The sequence below is a fragment of the Aliiroseovarius sp. S1123 genome, from assembly GCF_023015885.1.
Lineage (GTDB): Bacteria > Pseudomonadota > Alphaproteobacteria > Rhodobacterales > Rhodobacteraceae > Aliiroseovarius.
Map to the genome: position 1 here is coordinate 438,324 of NZ_JALKBE010000002.1, position 18,882 is coordinate 457,205.

15 protein-coding genes are annotated in these 18,882 nt (G+C 58.8%); 5 read left to right on the forward strand and 10 right to left on the reverse strand.

Going from position 1 to position 18,882, the window contains the following annotated elements; translation table 11 throughout:
* Positions 1–8 precede the first annotated feature (8 nt).
* Positions 9–926 (reverse strand): DMT family transporter, encoded by a 918-nt coding sequence (locus MWU53_RS05595; protein ID WP_247091267.1) that lies wholly within the window; start codon positions 924–926, stop codon positions 9–11.
* A 112-nt stretch (positions 927–1,038) separates the two neighbouring features.
* Between MWU53_RS05595 and MWU53_RS05600 the strand changes: the two genes are divergently transcribed.
* Positions 1,039–1,296: a metal-sensing transcriptional repressor gene (locus tag MWU53_RS05600; protein ID WP_247091269.1), complete on the forward strand. Its 258-nt coding sequence runs from the start codon at positions 1,039–1,041 to the stop codon at positions 1,294–1,296.
* Between the two features lie 7 nt (positions 1,297–1,303).
* Complete coding sequence (locus MWU53_RS05605) at positions 1,304–2,623, forward strand: MFS transporter (RefSeq protein WP_247091270.1); 1,320 nt, start codon at positions 1,304–1,306, stop codon at positions 2,621–2,623.
* Positions 2,624–2,721: 98 nt separating this feature from the next.
* Here MWU53_RS05605 and MWU53_RS05610 read toward each other — a convergent pair whose 3' ends face one another.
* The 7 genes from MWU53_RS05610 to MWU53_RS05640 all read right to left on the reverse strand — a co-directional run bounded on the left by MWU53_RS05610 (position 2,722) and on the right by MWU53_RS05640 (position 10,799).
* On the reverse strand, positions 2,722–4,167 hold the full coding sequence (locus MWU53_RS05610) for an NAD(P)(+) transhydrogenase (Re/Si-specific) subunit beta (protein WP_247091272.1): 1,446 nt from the start codon (positions 4,165–4,167) through the stop codon (positions 2,722–2,724).
* A gap of 13 nt (positions 4,168–4,180) precedes the next feature.
* Entirely contained in the window at positions 4,181–5,752 is a 1,572-nt protein-coding gene (locus tag MWU53_RS05615; RefSeq protein WP_247091274.1) for a Re/Si-specific NAD(P)(+) transhydrogenase subunit alpha, read from the reverse strand.
* 176 nt (positions 5,753–5,928) lie between these two features.
* Positions 5,929–6,387 (reverse strand): methyltransferase, encoded by a 459-nt coding sequence (locus tag MWU53_RS05620; RefSeq protein ID WP_247091276.1) that lies wholly within the window; start codon positions 6,385–6,387, stop codon positions 5,929–5,931.
* Between the two features lie 208 nt (positions 6,388–6,595).
* Positions 6,596–7,507 (reverse strand): pirin family protein, encoded by a 912-nt coding sequence (locus tag MWU53_RS05625; protein WP_247091278.1) that lies wholly within the window; start codon positions 7,505–7,507, stop codon positions 6,596–6,598.
* A 132-nt stretch (positions 7,508–7,639) separates the two neighbouring features.
* Complete coding sequence (locus MWU53_RS05630) at positions 7,640–8,311, reverse strand: hypothetical protein (protein ID WP_247091280.1); 672 nt, start codon at positions 8,309–8,311, stop codon at positions 7,640–7,642.
* Positions 8,311–8,859, reverse strand: coding sequence for a TadE/TadG family type IV pilus assembly protein (locus tag MWU53_RS05635; protein ID WP_247091282.1), 549 nt, complete (start codon positions 8,857–8,859; stop codon positions 8,311–8,313). Before MWU53_RS05635 ends, MWU53_RS05630 begins: the two co-directional genes overlap by 1 nt.
* Before the next feature lie 65 nt (positions 8,860–8,924).
* A complete protein-coding gene (locus tag MWU53_RS05640) occupies positions 8,925–10,799 on the reverse strand; it encodes a pilus assembly protein TadG-related protein (protein WP_247091284.1) in 1,875 nt (624 codons plus the stop codon).
* Positions 10,800–11,189: 390 nt separating this feature from the next.
* Between MWU53_RS05640 and MWU53_RS05645 the strand changes: the two genes are divergently transcribed.
* Positions 11,190–12,620, forward strand: coding sequence for a Glu/Leu/Phe/Val dehydrogenase (locus MWU53_RS05645; protein WP_247091286.1), 1,431 nt, complete (start codon positions 11,190–11,192; stop codon positions 12,618–12,620).
* A gap of 71 nt (positions 12,621–12,691) precedes the next feature.
* On the opposite strand, the gene MWU53_RS05650 is transcribed toward MWU53_RS05645, so the two are convergent.
* Together MWU53_RS05650 and MWU53_RS05655 are read right to left on the reverse strand one after the other, a co-directional pair.
* A complete protein-coding gene (locus tag MWU53_RS05650) occupies positions 12,692–14,089 on the reverse strand; it encodes an N-acetylmuramoyl-L-alanine amidase (protein ID WP_247091288.1) in 1,398 nt (465 codons plus the stop codon).
* Between the two features lie 38 nt (positions 14,090–14,127).
* Entirely contained in the window at positions 14,128–14,907 is a 780-nt protein-coding gene (locus tag MWU53_RS05655) for a DsbA family protein (RefSeq protein ID WP_247091290.1), read from the reverse strand.
* Between the two features lie 254 nt (positions 14,908–15,161).
* On the opposite strand from MWU53_RS05655, the gene MWU53_RS05660 reads away from it, so the two are divergent.
* Entirely contained in the window at positions 15,162–16,301 is a 1,140-nt protein-coding gene (locus MWU53_RS05660) for an aminotransferase class I/II-fold pyridoxal phosphate-dependent enzyme (protein ID WP_247091292.1), read from the forward strand.
* 330 nt (positions 16,302–16,631) lie between these two features.
* Positions 16,632–18,845, forward strand: coding sequence for a Hint domain-containing protein (locus MWU53_RS05665; RefSeq protein WP_247091295.1), 2,214 nt, complete (start codon positions 16,632–16,634; stop codon positions 18,843–18,845).
* Positions 18,846–18,882: the final 37 nt, after the last annotated feature.

Here is an 18,882-nt window from a genome sequence, read left to right on the forward strand (position 1 = left end):
ATCGGCAATCACCCGCTTGGCGACCCGGCGGCGCGGGATTTCGAGCGATCCTTGCCCAAACGCGCCTCGCGCCAGATGATCACAAGACCCGCGGAAATCACGATACCCGCGCCCAGCAGGGTTTGCGTGGTGGGCAGGTCCCCGAAGAAGAGGAACCCGAAGGCCAGCGCGAAGATCATTGACGAATAGTCGAACGGCGCAATCGTCGAGGCCTCGGCATGGGTATATGCAGTGGTCAGCATCAACTGCCCGACCCCGCCCGCAAGCCCTGCGGCCAGCAGAAGCGCGAATTCCGGCCCCGTGGGCCAGACCCAGCCAAACGGTAGCGTCAGAAGCGACAGGACAATCGCCGTGAACGAAGCATAGATCACCACGGTCGAGGGCGGATCTACCCCCACCAGCTTGCGCACAAGTATCTTGGCCACCGCGATGAAACAGGCCGCCGTCAACGCCAGCATCGCCCCGAAGGCTCGCAGGTCATCACCCTCGCCCATGCCCTGAAGCTGCGGCCACATGATGATCAACACGCCGAGCAGTCCGGCCAGCACTGCCCCGATCCGCACCGCGCGCACCTGCTCGCCCAGAAAGATCGCGGCAAGGATTACCGTAATGATCGGCGACGCATAGAGGATCGCGGTGATGTCTGGCAGCGTCAGATAGGCCACGGCGGTAAAGTTCAGCCCCATCGCCATCACGCCCACCGTTCCCCGGCTGACGTGCCCCCAAAGCTGAGTGGTGCGCAAGGCCGAATGCAACCGCCCTTCGTAAGCCAACCACGCCGCGATCACCGGCAGCGCGAAAACCGAGCGAAAGAAGACGATCTCGCCGGGGGGCAGATGGCCCGAGGCCGCCTTGATCATGGCCTGCATGGACATGAAGAACGCTACCGATCCGAGCTTCAGAAGTATGCCGCGATTTGGGGTCATACCCCCGCATACGCGCTTGGGCAGCGGGGGGAAAGGGAAACTGTTCTTTGGTCCGGGTCGCGGTGTGGTACGCAGACTTGCCGCATCCCCCCTAGGGGGATAGGCTGAGCCTATGAAACAGCCACATACTCATGCCAGCCACCCAAAAATCGCCGCCCGTCTGAAACGTGCCGATGGGCATCTACGGTCGGTGATCGAAATGATCGAGCAAGGCCGCCCCTGCGTAGACCTTGCCCAGCAATTACAAGCGGTTGAAAGCGCCATCCGCAATGCGAAGCAGGCGCTGATCCATGACCATCTGGATCATTGCCTCGGGGATGAAACCTCCTCGGCGGTCGCGGAACTCAAAGCCATCACCCGGTATTTGTGAGGCGCTGATGTTCGAGGTTCTTGGCAACCGCACCTATCGCAACCTGTTTCTGGCGCAGGTCGTGGCCCTTATGGGCACGGGGCTCGCCACCGTCGCGCTGGGGCTTCTGGCCTATGATCTGGCTGGCGAAAACGCGGCGCTGGTTCTGGGCACGATCTTCACCATTAAGATGATTGCCTATGTGGGGTTGGCACCGATTGCCAGCGCCATGGCCGACCGGGTGAACCGGCGCGTTCTGTTGATCGTGCTGGATCTGATCCGCGCCTCCGTGGTGCTCTGCCTGCCCTTCGCGACGACGCTGTGGCAGGTCTATGGTCTGATCTTCGTGCTGCAAGCAGCTTCGGCCGCGTTTACGCCGACCTTTCAGGCCACCATACCGGACGTGTTGCCGGATGAAGAACGCTATACCAAGGCGCTGTCGCTGTCCCGGCTGGCCTTTGATCTTGAGAACATCCTGTCCCCGACCCTCGCCGCGCTGATCCTGACCGTCGCGAGTTATAGCAGCCTGTTTCTGGGCACGACGCTGGGCTTCCTGATCTCGGCCCTGATGGTGATGTCCGTGCGCCTGCCGGACCCGAAACCTGCCGCGCCGCGGGGCTTTTACGACCGCACCACACTTGGCATCCGCATCTATCTGGCCACCCCGCGGTTGCGCGGACTGCTGGGGCTGAACCTTGCCGTGTCCAGCGCGGGCGCGATGGTGTTGGTGAACTCGGTGGTGTTGGTGCGCAGTCAGTTGGGGCTGGAGGAAAGCGCCCTAGCCTGGACCATGTTTGCTTTCGGATTGGGCAGCATGCTGGCGGCCATCGCCCTGCCCCGCATCCTCCACGTCGCCCCTGAACGCCCGCTGATGCTGGCCGGCGCGGGTTTGATGGCCTCCACGCTATTGGGCCTCGGCGCGGTGATCGCGGTCTGGGGGCTCAGCTGGCCCACCCTGTTGATCGCATGGGCCGTGATTGGGCTGGGCTATTCGACCGTCCTGACGCCTTCTGGCCGACTGTTGGCCAGATCGGCCCATGCCGAGGACCGCCCGGCGATCTTTGCCGCCCAGTTTGCCCTATCACATGCCTGCTGGCTGCTGACCTATCCGCTGTCGGGGTGGCTTATGACCGCATTAGGGACCGTGCCAGCCCTGCTGATCCTCGCCACGTTTGCCCTGATCGGGATCAGCACTGCCCTGCGCTTCTGGCCCGCCAACGACCCGGTCGAGGTCGCCCACACCCATGACAACCTGCCTTTGGATCACCCGCATCTGAAAGGGCACCGCCGCCACACCCATCCGCTGGTCATCGACGAGGCGCATCCGCAGTGGGACTCGCACTTCTAACCCGAACGCGCTGGCAGTTCGGGGTTGTGGGCACCACCCCCAAACGCAAAACGCCCCCGAAACCGGGGGCGCTTCACATGATTTTTTAGCGGTTGTGCTTAGCTGATCATCGTCAGCAATGTATCCAACGACTGTTTGGCGTCGCCATAGAACATGCGCGTGTTCTCTTTGAAGAACAGCGGGTTCTCGATGCCCGAATAGCCAGTACCCTGACCACGTTTCGACACGAAGACCTGCTTGGCTTTCCAGCATTCCAGAACCGGCATGCCGGCGATGGGGCTGTTTGGGTCTTCCTGAGCAGCAGGGTTCACGATGTCGTTCGAGCCGATGACGATGGCGACATCCGTTTCCGGGAAGTCGTCGTTGATCTCGTCCATTTCCAGCACGATGTCGTAAGGCACCTTGGCTTCCGCCAGCAGCACGTTCATGTGACCGGGAAGACGGCCAGCAACCGGGTGGATCGCAAAGCGAACGTTCTTGCCCTTGGCGCGCAGACGGCGGGTCAGCTCGGCGACGTTCTGCTGGGCTTGCGCCACAGCCATACCGTAACCGGGGATGATGACCACGCTGTCGGCTTCATCCAGTGCAGCCGCCACACCATCGGCGTCGATGGCGATCTGTTCGCCGTCGATTTCCATCGCGGGACCATCCGCACCACCGCCAAAGCCACCAAGGATAACGCTGACGAACGAGCGGTTCATCGCCTTACACATGATGTAGGACAGGATCGCACCCGACGAACCAACCAGCGCGCCCACAACGATCAGAAGGTCGTTGCCCAGCGAGAAGCCGATCGCAGCCGCAGCCCAGCCCGAGTAGCTGTTCAGCATCGACACAACCACCGGCATGTCGGCGCCGCCGATGCCCATGATCAGGTGATAGCCGATGAACAGCGCCGCAATGGTCAGGATGATCAGCGGCAGGAAGGCTGCCGTGTTCAGGTACCAAATCAGGCAGATGACCGAGAGCGCAGCCGCACCGGCGTTCAGCATGTGACCACCCGGCAGCTTTTCAGCCGACGAGGTTACTTTGCCCGACAGCTTGCCATAGGCGATAACCGACCCGGTGAAGGTCACGGCACCGATCCAGACGCCCAGCGACAGCTCGACCAACAGGATGTTGATCTCGACAGCCGATTTCTTGGCGATCAGCTGACCGAATGCGCCCAGCTCTTTGACGGCATCCTTGCCGATGGCCAGAGCTTCGGCGGCATTGCCGATCTCGAAATGCGCGTTGAAGCCCACGAACACAGCAGCCAGACCGACCAGCGCGTGCATGCCTGCCACCAGTTCCGGCATCTGGGTCATCTCGACCTTCGATGCCAGCTGATAGCCGATGACGCCACCTGCAGCGATCAGCGGGATCGACAGCCACCACAGACCGGCACCGGGGCCAATCAGGGTCGCAGCCACCGCCAGCCCCATGCCGACAATGCCATACCATACTGCGCGTTTTGCGCTTTCCTGTCCCGACAGACCGCCAAGGGAGAGGATGAAAAGAACTGCTGCAACAACATATGCAGCCGTGGTGAAACCAAATTCCATGATCCCTACCCCCTTAAGATTTCTGGAACATGGCAAGCATGCGCCGTGTCACGAGGAAGCCACCGAAAATGTTGATCCCGGCCATGAAGACCGAGGCCGCAGCCAGCAGGATAACCAGGAAGCTTCCCGATCCGATCTGCATCAGCGCACCCAGAATGATGATCGACGAAATGGCGTTGGTGACAGCCATCAGCGGTGTGTGCAGCGAATGCGAGACGTTCCAGATCACCTGGAAGCCGACGAACACCGCCAGCACGAACACGATGAAGTGCTGCATGAAGCTTGCGGGCGTAAACAGACCAGCAAGCAACATCAGACCACCACCGACCGCAAGCAGAGTGACCTGCTGTTTGGTCTGGGCTTTGAACGCAGCCACTTCAGCGGCGCGTTTTTCTTCCGGTGTCAGTTCCGGCACCACTTCCTTGGGCTTGGCTGCAATGGCCTGCACCTTCGGGGGCGGCGGCGGGAATGTGATCTCGCCCTGATGGGTCACGGTCGCGCCACGGATCACGTCATCTTCCATGTCGTGATTGACCACACCGTCTTTTTCAGGCGTCAGGTCAGTCATCATGTGACGGATGTTGTTCGCGTAAAGCGACGAGGACTGAGCCGCCATACGCGACGGGAAGTCGGTATAGCCGATGATGGTCACGCCGTTTTCGGTCACGACCTTCTCGTCCATCACGGTGCCTTCGGCGTTGCCGCCTTTTTCGGCCGCAAGGTCAACGATGACCGAACCCGGTTTCATCGCGTCGATCATGTCCTTCAACCAAAGCTTGGGGGCTTCGCGGTTGGGGATCAGCGCGGTGGTGATGACGATGTCAACTTCAGGGGCCAGCTCGCGGAACTTGGCCAACTGTGCTTCGCGGAATTCGGGGCTGGACACAGCGGCGTAGCCACCGGTGGCGGCACCGTCCTGCTGCTCTTCTTCGAAGTCCAGATAGACGAACTCGGCGCCCATGGATTCAACCTGCTCGGCCACTTCGGGGCGTACGTCGAACGCATAGGTGATCGCACCCAGCGAGGTCGACGTGCCGATGGCGGCCAGACCGGCAACACCAGCGCCGACAACCAGAACCTTGGCGGGCGGCACTTTACCGGCGGCGGTCACCTGACCGGTGAAGAAGCGGCCAAAGTTGTTCCCGGCTTCGATCACGGCGCGGTAGCCTGCGATGTTTGCCATCGAGGACAGAGCGTCCATTTTCTGCGCGCGCGAAATACGCGGCACCATTTCCATGGCGATCACGTTTGCGCCGGACTTTTTGGCTTTCTCAAGCCCGTCCTCGTTACCGCCCGGATTGAAGAAGCTGATCAGCGTCTTGTCAGCGGACAGGCGCTTCAGCTCGGTATCGTTCGGCTGACGCACTTTCGCAATGATGTCTGCAGCCTTCCAAAGCGCGGCTGCGGTCTTAACGACCTCAACACCTGCTTCTTTATAAACCGCATCCGAGAACCCAGCAGCCTCACCTGCCTTGGTTTCGATCACGCAGTCATAGCCCAGCTTTTGCAGCATCTTGGCGCTATCCGGTGTCATTGCGACCCGGTTTTCGCCCTCAAATACTTCCTTGGGTACACCGATTTTCACAGTCTCTTCCTTCTCCCGTCGTGTGCCGAACGAGGGGTCATCCCTCGGCCCCGGCGGTTTCATGGCGCAATCTATACGCATCCGCTGCGCAAGAAGCTATCGTTTCAGCGATCATTGCGACAATATTATTTCAATACGCGACAGCACGTCGCGGCGCAATGCCGCTTTGCAGCAATTTATAGCCAGCGACGTACCGTCGCGGCCCAGTTTTTGAACTCCTCACCAAAGATGGCGGTCAGCCCTTCCTCTTCTCCTATGATGAAGCGTGTCGTGATGATTCTGGTGAAGATGGGCACCAAGATCAAAGCCGGTAGCACATCCCAGCGCAAGACAAGCCCGCCCAAAACCAGCGCGTCGCCCAGATAGATCGGGTTGCGGGTCAGGCGATAGATACCTGATTTCAGGAATGATGTAGGTGTCTGGCGGGGAATGATCGTAGTGCGGGCGCGCAAGAATTCCCATACGGCCAAACCCATTACCCCCAGCCCGACCGCAACCAGCCCGCTTCCCAACCAGCGCGTCCAGCCCAGATCAAAGCCCAGTCCCGGCACGGCGCGATCCAGCCCGAAGGCGACAGCAGCCATCGCCATCAACCAGATGGGCGGCAGATCAACAAGGCGAAGCAGTCGGGACATGACACCAGTAAAGAAAGGGCAGCGTTCCTGCCCTTGTAACAATTCGTCAGATTTATGCAATCACCGACGCAATCAAAACTGATTGCGACATTGGTCTAATGCGTTTCGGGGTAAACTTGAGGCACAAGGTTGTCGCGAAACGCCCGCAATCAAGCAATCTTGCACTGCGTTTCGGTTTTCTCCTGTATCAGGTTGAAACCGAAACACTTTAATGCGCGGGCTTGATAAATGTACCGTTCCTCAGGTCGCTCATGGCTTGTCGCAGCTCGTCTTTCGTGTTCATGACAATAGGTCCATGCCACGCGACGGGTTCGCGGATCGGAGCACCCGCGACCAGAAGGAAGCGCACGCCATCGGGCCCGGCCTGCACGCGCACCTCGTCACCCGCGCCAAAGCGGATCACGGTCCGGTTGCCCGACAGATCGCGGATGTTGACTTCTTGCCCCATCACCTCTTTCTCAAGAAGCACGCCCTGAGGCGCAGCCGCATCCGCAAACGCCCCTGCCCCTTCGAACACATAGGCAAAAGCCTGACGCCGCGTATCAACCGGCAGGGTCTTGGTGACGCCCGCAGGGATGCTGACATCCAGATACAGCGGATCGGCAGCGATCCCATCAACCGGGCCAGACCGCCCCCAGAATTTCCCAACGATCACGCGCACTTTGGTGCCATCGTCTTCTTCAATCACCGGGATCTCGACCGAAGGCACGTCCTGATAGTTCGGCGCGGTCATTTTCAGGTCGCGCGGCAGGTTGGCCCACAGCTGGAACCCATGCATCTGCCCTTTCGTGTTCGCGATCGGCATTTCCTGATGCATGATGCCTGATCCGGCGGTCATCCATTGAATGTCGCCTGCGCCCAACCGGCCCGTGTTACCAAGGCTGTCCTCGTGTTCGACCTCGCCCGCCAGAACATAGGTGATGGTTTCAATGCCGCGATGGGGATGCCACGGGAACCCCTTTTCGGACAGACGGGGATCGTCATTGCGGAAATCATCAAACAGCAGGAACGGGTCATAGGCTTTGGGGTCGTGAAAGCCAAAGGCGCGGTGCAGATGCACCCCGGCCCCTTCCAGCGTGGGCTTGGATTGGTCAGCAGAGAGAACTGGGCGAATGGACATGTGAACCTCGCTTCCTTGGCGTTGTGTCTGCCTAGAAACTAGTGATCCGCGCCCAGTCGCACAACTTGCACGACCGAACAGCGATGCGTTGAGAAATGCACAGAGACGGTCCGCGTCACCACAAGCGTGCGATCACGAGGTCGGGCAGTCAGACGCGTTCACCTTCCAGCATGGGAAATCATGCTCGCGGGGGCTGGTCACCGAGACATTCGCAAATTCCGGTTGATAGATCCCGGTCCAGCGCCCGGCAAATGTGGGTCGGAACTGCGCGTAGGTTTCCACCACAATCAGATACTCACCATTGTACATATTGGGAACATGGTGGGCCAGCTTGGTGCGCATCGCGTCTCGATCAAAGGTGTTCTTACCATCAGAGGCGTGCGAGTTGGCCACATCCGTGTCGTTCTGAATGTGAAGCACGCGCGTGTTGGTGTCATTACACTTCTCGGCGGGCTCTTTACATTCGACTATCGTCACGCGAACCCAACTGTCCGAAGAGCTTCGGGACATATACGCGAACAGATTGTCCAACCCGTTAAGCGTGGTCTGATCGTAGGCGGGCACCCGCGATAGGTAATCCGCAATTGCATAGTTGGCCTTTAGCGCCAGGCTTTGGTGGCGATAGCTTTCGAAATAGGCATAGGTCGCTTGTAGCCCGAACAGAATGATCGGCAAAATGATGACGCTTTCAACAGTCACCGTGCCAGCATCGGCCCGTGCGAATTCAGCAACCCGGTTGCAGAACCGGCGCAACAGCCCCTGCCCGCGCGTGGTATCATGCAAGTTCATCATCCTGTCGTCCATCACGGTTCATTTACATAAGTCGACACGGCCGAAAGCGCGATTTCGCCATTCGCATCACGCGGCAGGCCCATGACATAAGGCGTCGTGGCGAAGAAGGGACGCTTCAACCAGCACACGCGTAGCAACATCAGGTCGCCTCCGCCACCGGTGCCAAACGCTGGCAACGGCTGCATGGGATCATTCCGGTCGATGCAGGCGATATTCCCCTGCGGCAGGTTCCACGTGGCCTGATTCACAAGGATCAGTTCCACCATCAGATCTTCCGCACAACTGCCTGCCAGAAGCGTCTTTTCACACACCCGAGTTTTGAACTCCTGTGTGTTCTGCGGCCGGCTGATGCCCAGACGCATTTCGCGCACGGTCATGTCCACGGCACGCTCGAGCAAAACCGAGCGCATCCCGTAATAGGACAGTTCGAAGGACGTCAGAAACAGCGTCATGAAGAGCGGAAACCAGAGCACGAACTCGATCGTCGCGCTTCCGGTCTGATCACGCCACCACACCTTCTCAGACGCGCGTGCCCTGAATGCGTTTCTGAACCGTGCCATTGGGTGTGTCTCCATTCCAGAAACCTTAGGGCAATCCGCCCGTGATTTATGCCCGACCATGCGCATCAATGCGTCAGACGCAATCGGTTGATGTCTTCTGCGATGCGGCCAAACACCGTGGAAAGATCAAGGTTGGCATCGACCTTATAGTGCAGACGCTTACCTTCTTTGGTCGAGGCGCAGTTTTGCATGGCATCCGTTGCGGTGTTCGGCGTTTCCATTTCGATTGTATAGATCGTAATACCCGCACGTTTTGCCGCATCGCATTGGTCCATAAGCCGCTTGTCGATAGAGCGGATCGGATCACCATTCGCATCAACGGATCCGCTGAAGCTACTGTTCGAGATCAGGCGCCCCGGGATCAGGTTGGTGGAATTGTTGCGACGGCTAAACCGAGAATGCTGGGCCAGCTCGAACATCCGCCACGTGTATCCCGCCGCCCAGAAATCTTCCCACGTCATGCGCTCGGTCGTGTCACGCCCGTCTGTCGAACACCTTCTGGTCCCATGCCGGTTCCGATGGCAATGGCGCGCGCCATTTTCGCCGAAGGGAAACCTTTTGATCCGGGAATTCGGCATGCCATTGTTCTGACCGGTTGTCCGTTCGGCTTCATTCGGGTCGAACCACAGATACAAGTCATCATGATCGCTATCCTCGTGAACGCCCTTGTCCAGCACCGAGATCATGCCGGTCTCGGAATTCCGCCAAAACAGCGATGGACCGGTCCGATAGCCATCCGCCAGATGGTGGTGATTGGTGTTCTGACCATCCGTCATCAGGACAACAATCTTTGAAGAAGATGCATCCGATGGGTCCAGCGGCCGATCGGCAAACTCGCGATGCACAAGGCCCTCGCCAATCATGTCCGTGATCACCGGCTCAATCGCATGGTCCAAAAACGCGACTCCCCATTTCATGCCGATGTCGATGGCCGTATCCCCGCTGGCCTGCAGCAATTCAATGCGGGACTTCATATGGGCCGGGCTGTCCTCTAACGCGGACACCTCACGCCAATTATCCGTGTGGCACGACCAATAAGCATCCCAGTTTCGGTGTTCCGAGGCCGGAATCTGGAAGTTCCCCCCACTGCGCGAACTCGACTGATTGTACCTGAAGAACTTTGCGGCCTGCTTCACCGCCGTTTCCGGGGCCACATTCATGTCAACTTTGGGGACGACCGCGGTTTTAGTGAAATCATCGTCATCAAAGGTCACACAATACGCATCTGTCTGGGCATCCTGACGGTCAAACTTCTCAAGGATGCTTGCCCCGACATTCACCTGCGTGGAATACGGCACCAACGACAAAGAGGTCTTCGTATCCTTGATGGTGCAATCATCCCAAGTGGCAGGAGTTGCCGGATTCTTGGGATCACACAGAAGCAGGTTTGAAAACTCGGTCGCCGCGGTCCGAAGCTCCGAGATCTTCGACACGCCGTTCGACGAGTTATCCGCCATGGAGCCCGAGACGTCCACAACCAACGATATCTCGGTTAGCACGTTTGCCTTCGCAGCCCCCCCTCCTGCGGGAATGGGCAGGCTGCTGACACCAACATAGTTCAGGAAAGGCGTGTGGATACTGCTTCTGGCCGTTGCGGTGACGCTTGTCCCATCAAGGGCGACCTTCACCTTGATGTCATCTTCGTTAACGATTCCATCAAGCCCTGCTCGTCTGAAGTAATCCATCACCACTTCTTTGCGGTCGGTCCCCTGATCCGGATGCGCTGCCGCCAGCAGCGCACGGTCCATCGTGGATTGGATTCGGGTTCGGTGCAGTTCGTGGCGCATTAAATCGATGGCCAACCCCGAAAAGATGAGCATTGCCAAAAAGACGAGAAGCGAGAATCCAATCATGGCGCCATCATCTTGCGCAATGAAGTTCTTCGCGCGCGACAGAACTCTGCCAGCCAGACGCCGCGCATATCTATCCGTTACCATCATACTCTTACCGCTCCGAAACTCGAGCCTTACACTTGCACTCCGGCACTCACCAAAACCACGACTGGGATGCGGCACCCATTCTGAGTACACGCGCGATTTAAATTAGATCATGTGTCATTTTCAAGGCAACCTATGATTGCCGCTGGGGGAACTTTACCACTACTGAGTAAAATCGACAAGTTTTGTTCGCGGCTTACATTCAATTTAAGCGTAAGCTGGTTTTTAATTACGATTTGGAAACATCGCACGCTATATCGCGACCATTCGGTCAGGTATGTTGGGGGTGGTACTTTGGTCAGTTCTTCCTAACCTCTGTGTCGTACTGTCGCAGAAAGAAACGATTCTGCGGCAGTGCAGCAAACCAAAGCAAAACCTGTACAGAGGTACAAAATGTCCCTTACGACTGAGCCGAGTTTTCGAGAGTCCGTTGAACTGATGTTCAACCGGGCCGCGTCCCTGATGAACCTGCCATCTGGCCTGGAGGAAAAGATCCGAGTCTGCAATGCGACCTACACGGTCCGTTTTGGCGTGCGCCTACGGGGCGAAATCAAGACGTTTACCGGCTATCGCTCTGTCCATTCAGAGCACATGGAACCCGTAAAAGGTGGCATTCGCTACGCCATCTCTGTGAATCAGGACGAGGTCGAAGCGCTGGCCTCTCTTATGACCTTCAAATGCGCGCTGGTCGAAACCCCGTTTGGCGGCTCCAAAGGCGGGCTGCGCATTGATCCACGAGAGTACGAAGAGCATGAACTGGAATTGATCACCCGTCGTTTCGCCTATGAGCTGGCCAAGCGCGACCTGATCAACCCGTCGCAAAACGTCCCTGCCCCCGATATGGGTACCGGCGAACGCGAGATGGCCTGGATCGCGGACCAATATGCCCGCATGAACACCACGGATATCAATGCACGGGCCTGTGTTACTGGTAAGCCGCCCCATGCGGGCGGGATCGCGGGACGGGTCGAAGCAACAGGGCGCGGCGTGCAATATGCTTTGCGCGAATTCTTCCGCCACCCTGAAGACGTCAAAATTGCCAAATTGGATGGCAAGCTAAAGGACAAACGCATCGTCGTACAAGGGCTGGGCAATGTTGGCTATCACGCCGCCAAGTTCCTGTCGCAAGAAGACGGTTCACGGATCATCGGGATCATCGAGCGCGACGGCGCGTTGTACGACGCCAACGGTCTGGATGTTGAAGCCGTCCACCAGTGGATCGCGGGTCATGGAGGCGTGAAAGGCTTTGCGGACGCGCAATACGTCGAAAACGGAGCGGAACTTCTGGAAATCGAATGCGACATCCTGATCCCGGCCGCGCTTGAAGGCGTGATCAATCTGACCAACGCCGAACGTGTAAAGGCCCCGCTAATTATCGAGGCTGCAAACGGCCCGATCACCTCGGGCGCCGACAAGGTTCTGCGCGACAAGGGGACGGTTATCATCCCTGATCTGTATGCAAACGCGGGCGGTGTAACCGTGTCCTATTTCGAATGGGTCAAGAACCTCAGCCACATCCGCTTTGGCCGCATGCAACGCCGTCAGGAAGAGGCCCGACACCAGCTTGTGGTGGACGAGCTTGAGCGTCTGGATCGCTATCTGGGCGATGCGTGGTCGATGTCACCCGAGTTCAAAGAGAAGTACCTGCGCGGGGCGGACGAGCTGGAACTGGTGCGCTCGGGTCTGGATGACACAATGCGCGTGGCCTATCAGTCCATGCGTGAGGTCTGGCATGCGCGCGACGACGTCGATGACCTGCGGATGGCGGCCTTTATCGTCGCAATCGAACGCATCGCGGCCAGCTATCGCGCAAAAGGCCTGTAAACTCGACAAGACAGAAATGGCCGCCAGATTGGTGGCCATTTTTCCTTCTGTTTTCAGCTTTCTAAAAGACGTTATTGACGCAAAAGCTCGGCTTTTCCGGCATCCTGCAACACCCAGTATTGCAAAGCATCACGAATACCGCGCGCCGCATTGGATCGCCATTCACGCGAAGTAAGAAGCTTGCGGTCCCGCTCGGACGACAGGAAGCCAAGCTCGATCAGGACCGAAGGAATGTCGGCAGCTTTCAAGACTGAAAAACCTGCCTGCATGCGTGGTGTTTTATAGGTCGACCCCGTTGCGCTGTAGATCCCTTCGACAAGACTGTCGGCCAACGCCTCGGCGCGTGGTGCCGTGTCCGCCCGCGCCAAATCCATCAGGACCAGCGCCACCGCATCATCCTGCTGAGACAGATCTACCCCCGCCAGAATGTCACTGCGATCATGACGCTCGGCCAGCTTGCGCGACGCCTCGTCCGAGGCCTCTTTCGACAGGGTATAGACGCTCGCCCCAGTGGCCCTCCCCTGTGCCAATGCATCTGCATGCAAGGACAAAAAGACGTCGGCGCCCGCACGCCGCGCGATCGACACACGTTCTTCCAGAGGCACGAACTCGTCGCGGTCACGGGTCAAGACCACGTTGAAGCCACCGGCGCGCAACAGCTCTTCTTTCAGCTCACGCGCAAAGCTCATCATCAAGTGGGCTTCCACCACACCATCCCGCTCGGCACCCGGATCAATGCCACCATGTCCAGGATCCAACACCACCGTGACCTCCCCAAACCCACGCTGTCGCGTTTTCGGAGATGGCATTGGACGCGCCGGGCGGTCGAACAGGGCATCTTTGGGCGCACCAGCCTTCGCGGCGAAATCGGCAGACGAGACCGCCGCCAATTCAACGCGCAGGCGCGCACCCTCGACCCGCTGGGACACGGCCACGGGCTGTTCTTGCGTAGAAAGGCCTGCCGACACCACCTCTAGCGGGGCATTAAGACTGAACACAACTCGCGTCCAACCGGGGCGGAATAGCCCCGCATTTATGTCCGCAAACCAATCGCCTTGCGCCAGAAGATTAGGGATATCAATGCCTTGCCAATCCAGTTCCGAGAAATCCAGAACCAGACGACGAGGATCGTCCAAGGTAAACACGCGCCATGGCACCGCCTGCGTCATTGGCACCTCGATGGCGACGCCGCGCCACCGGTCCTCGAGCGTGACCCCTTCGCCTGCCAGATAGGCCAAGCCGCTCAGCGTCGCAAAGGATTGGGTGGGAACCGACAGAATAGGTGCGTCACCACCCCCTGCCCCGGCAGGCGTTTGGACGGGTGTCTCTGCGCCCGGGCGCGCCTTGGGGTAAAGGGATGTTTCGGGCGCAAACTCGCTGTTGGCTGAGGCCATCACGGGACACAGCACAGCCAGCATGGTGCATGCCAGCCAAGTCTTACATTTGCTTCCAAGCATTTGAACGGTCATCAGTCCCGACTTCTTGCGGCCCGCCTCGCAGACACAGGTTACTGTGCCGCGCGGCCTGCCGCGATGATTTGCTGCATCTGGTCCAGCTCCATGAAGCCGCGCGCCATATTGTCATTCATGACAAAGGCCGGGGTGCCGGTCACTTGCAAACGTTTGCCCAGCTCGCGGTTCTCGGTCAGAATGCGCTGCACTTCGGCCGAGCCCATACCCGCCGCGATGGCCGCCCCGTCCAGCTCCAGTCCGTCGGCCAGCTCGACCAGACGCGCTTCGGTCACGTTTCCGCGCAGGGTGATCAGTTCGTTATGCAGGACCTCGTAAGCCTCGGCACCGAACTGCTGCTGAGCAGAAACGGCGAATTGAGCCGACATTAGGCTGGCTTCGCCGAGGATCGGGAACTCTTTCAGAACCAGCCGGATATTCCCGTCGGCGGCCAACAAGTCTTGCAGCACCGAATAGGCCTTGCGGCAGAAACCACACTGATAGTCGACAAATTCCACAATGGTATAGTCACCATCCGGGTTGCCCATCACATGCGAGAACCCATCGTTGAAGATTGCCTCGGCATTGACCTGGACCAAGGTCTTGTCCTGCTCGACCTGCTCTTGGGCCTGGCGCTGCTCCAGGACGGCGAAGACCTCGATCATCACTTCTGGATTGTCCAGAAGATAGGCGCGGATTTCGTCGCGCAGGGCGTTGCGTTCGTCATTCGACAGGTTGGTCAAGTCCAGCGCACTGGCAGGCAGAGACCCAGCGGCAGTCAGGGCCGTCATAATGGTGGCGGTTAGGGCAGCTTTGCGCAGGGAAAAGGGAAAGGGCATGCGATCAGGATCCTGTCTGGGTCCCCCGAGAGGGCTTTAATATTCAAAGTTAACTTGGATGTAATCTATGGCGCGCGCGCTGCCAACCATTGCGTCACGTCCAAAGCCGCGATCGGTATCTTCCGGCGCATCGGGCAGCCCTGGCTGCGACACTGGCGAATGCTTGACTTCACCGAACGACACAGGCAGGCAGACGGCATGCTCAGGTACTGCCCTGACCCACCCAATTCCGCTGAGACCGCAAAGAGGCCCAGATGAAAAACTCGACCCGTGGTAACGTTGATCCCTTTATCGTCATGGACGTGATGGAAGCCGCCCGCGCGGCCGAGGCCGAGGGCCGCCCCATCATTCATATGGAGGTCGGACAGCCGTCGACGCCAGCACCGACAGCAGCACGCGCAGCTTTGGCCGACGCAATGGAAAGTGACGCGCTGGGATACACGGTTGCGCTGGGCCTGCCCGCCCTGCGGGAAGGCATCGCAAAGCTTTATAATGATTGGTATAATCTGGATCTGAACCCCGAGCGCGTCGTGGTCACGCCCGGCAGCTCGGGCGCCTTCATCTTGGCCTTCACCGCGCTGTTTGACGCGGGCGATAAGGTTGGTCTGGGCGAACCGGGCTACCCGTCGTATCGCCAAATTTTGAAGGCACTGGACCTGACACCGGTTGGTCTGCCCACCAAGCCTGAAAACCGCCTGCAACCGGTGCCGTCCGACATTCCCGACGGGCTTGCCGGGTTGATCACCGCCTCGCCTGCGAACCCGTCGGGCACCATGCTGGACCACGCCGCGTTGGAAGGTCTGATCGACACTTGTCGCGCCAAGAACACCAGCTTCATCGCGGACGAGATCTATCACGGTCTGCAATATGAAGGCCGCGCCATTTCGGCGCTGGAAGTCTCTGATGACATCTACGTGATCAACAGCTTCTCGAAGTATTTCTCGATGACCGGGTGGCGCGTGGGCTGGATGGTCGTGCCCGAGGATCACATCCGCACCGTCGAGCGTTTGGCCCAGAACATGTTCATCTGTCCGCCCCATGCCAGCCAGATCGCAGCCCTTGGGGCCCTGAACGCCCGTGACGAGCTGGACGCAAACCTTGCCACCTACCGGACCAACCGCCAGCTGATGCTGGACGAGCTGCCAAAGGCAGGCTTCGACAAGATCGCGCCGCCGGACGGGGCTTTCTATATCTATGCCGATGTCAGCGACCACACCGATGACAGCCGCGCCTTTGCCGCCGAGATCCTCGAGAAAGCCGACATCGCCGTCACCCCTGGCATGGATTTCGACCCGATCCGAGGCCACCAAACCCTGCGCTTCTCCTATGCCCGTTCAACCGAAGATATTCGCGAGGGGTTGATTCGATTGAAGCAGTTCATGGAACAGCGCTGAACACGGTTTACACGCAAAACGTCGCCAATCTTTCCCCGCCTCAACTTTTGATGCGCACGGCGAAACAACGGTTATCAACAAACAGTGATTTCCCTCAGGGAAACGCTCAAAATTTGATCGCCTGCCTTGAAATTGTCGCATTCAAAATATTTTAAAGAACCCGTCCTAATCTGAGTGACGAATTCGGCCCCGCCGCAGGCACTTTCCCTGCTCGTGAAGACGAAATTCGAACGTCCCGCTCTGTTTGGTGGCAGTGATGAGTTTGGCGCAGAGCACCGAAAGGTTTCGGTCTAAGCGCTTGGTAACGAGTGAAATTCGGGGGTAAGTTGCATGGCAACTTTGGACAATGCTATTTGGCTGACCGGTACGGGTGGGACAGCCGTCGGCGGCACGACCACAATCAACGATGGACCGTATAGTACTGACGTCACAGCGTCCTTCACGGGCAGTTGGGATGCGTCGCAAAGCGGGTATAATGTATCCGAGTTCGGCGCGTTCGGGGTCTCGTCGCCCATCACTGCTGACTATGACTTTTCGACCCCGGTCGAGAACCTGTCCTTCACCATTGACCACGTGAATGACGATGGCGCGTCGACATATGACGACTATTGGACCATCGAAGCCTATGACGCCGACGGCAATCTAATACCGGCCGCCGACGTTATCGCTGGTCTGTCCGGCGTGGATGACGAACTGATCATCACGAACCCAAATGGGACCGTTTCGATTCAGACCGAGGGCACGAACGCCAACGACATCGACGTCAATCTTGCTGGACCGGTCTCGCAGCTTGTTGTGACCTTTGAACCCGGCCCGGATGCACCGCAGACAGGCGGCTCGGGCATTTCTGACCTGACTTTCGATGTCCCCGCCCCGGATACGGATGGCGACGGCGTGCGGGATGATGTTGACCTTGATATCGACGGCGACGGCATCCTGAACGAAGATGAAGGGGGGGGCGATCAAACACTCACGGTCACGTTTGATGGCGACGCCTATTCAGGAACCGAAAACACGTGGGAAATCCTCGATGAAAACGGTGTCGTTGTTGCCCAGGGCGACGTCGCCGGGTCAGGCATTGAGACATGGGATGTCGAGCTTCCGGCGGGCGGCACCTACACGTTTCAAGTGTTGGACAGCTTCGGAGATGGTCTCGGCTGGACCAGCGGAGATTCCAATACGGACGCTGGGTATTCGCTATCGATTGGCGGCGAGGTTGTCCTCGATAGCAACGGCGATCCGATCAGCAGCAGCAGCTATGAAGATTTCGGGGATGAAGCGTCTCATACTTTCGTACTTCCCGCCCCGCCCGATACTGACGGCGACGGAATCGCTGACTATCTCGACCTCGACAGCGACGGCGACGGCGACGGCATTGCCGATAATACCGAGGCGCAGACCTCGGACGGGTATGTCGCGCCCACTGGCGTCGACAGTGACGGCGATGGTGTGGATGACGCCTATGATGCGACGCCGACAACTGGCGCTGCCGGATCGAACGGGCTGACTGCGGTCGATACAGATGGCGATGGCGTTCTGGATTTCCTTGATCTGGACAGCGACAATGACGGCATTACCGACAACGTCGAGGGTCAATCGACCGGAGGCTATGTCGCGCCAACTGGGACAGATACCGATGGCGACGGCATTGACGACGCCTATGACACCACCCCCACCACCGGCCACGTCGGGTCGAGCGGCCTGACCCCCGAGGACACCGATCTGGATGGCACAGGCGGCTATCGGGATACGGACAGTGACAATGACGGCCTGACCGACGTGGAAGAAGCCGGTCATGGTGTGACCCAAACCGCGATCGACGCGTCGGGCGATGCAGATGGTGACGGCATCAAAGATGTGGTCGATGATGTGTTGGGTTGGGATGTCAATGACGCGGATATTGACGGATCCGGCAATTTCACCTTGCCCGATACGGATGGAGATCTGGGACTTGGCGGCGATCTGGACTATCGCGATGTGATTTGCTTTACGACCGGCAGCCTGATTTTGACGGATCGGGGCGAGCGTCCGGTTGAAGAGCTGCGCATCGGTGACATGGTCGTTACACGCGATCATGGCATGCAGCCCATTCGCTGGATGAGCCACACCACCACCGCAGGCGTCGGCCGCTTGGCCCCCATCCGCATTCAGGAAGGGGCGTTTGGCAACCACAGCACCCTGATCGTCTCTCCGCAACACCGCATGGTGTATGAAGGGCCGCAGGCAAGCCTGTTCTTCGCTGAGCCCGAGGTCATGATCCCGGCGGTACATCTGCTGCACAGCGGGTGCGCGACGCAGACAGACGTGGACAGCGTGACGTATTTCCACATCATGTTCGACACCCATCAGGTGATCTTCGCCAACGGCGCCGCGACGGAAAGTTTCCATCCCGGTCATCAGGGTCTGAAGGCTGTTGACGCCGCCGCGCGTGACGAACTGTTCACGCTGTTCCCAGAGCTACGCAGCGAGCCGCGTCAGTACGGCGATACGGCCCGCATGGTTCTGAAAAAGCACGAGGCCCGCGTTTTGGATCTGACACGCTAAGCTTCGCCAGATGATCGTTAGAAGGGCCCCACTTTGC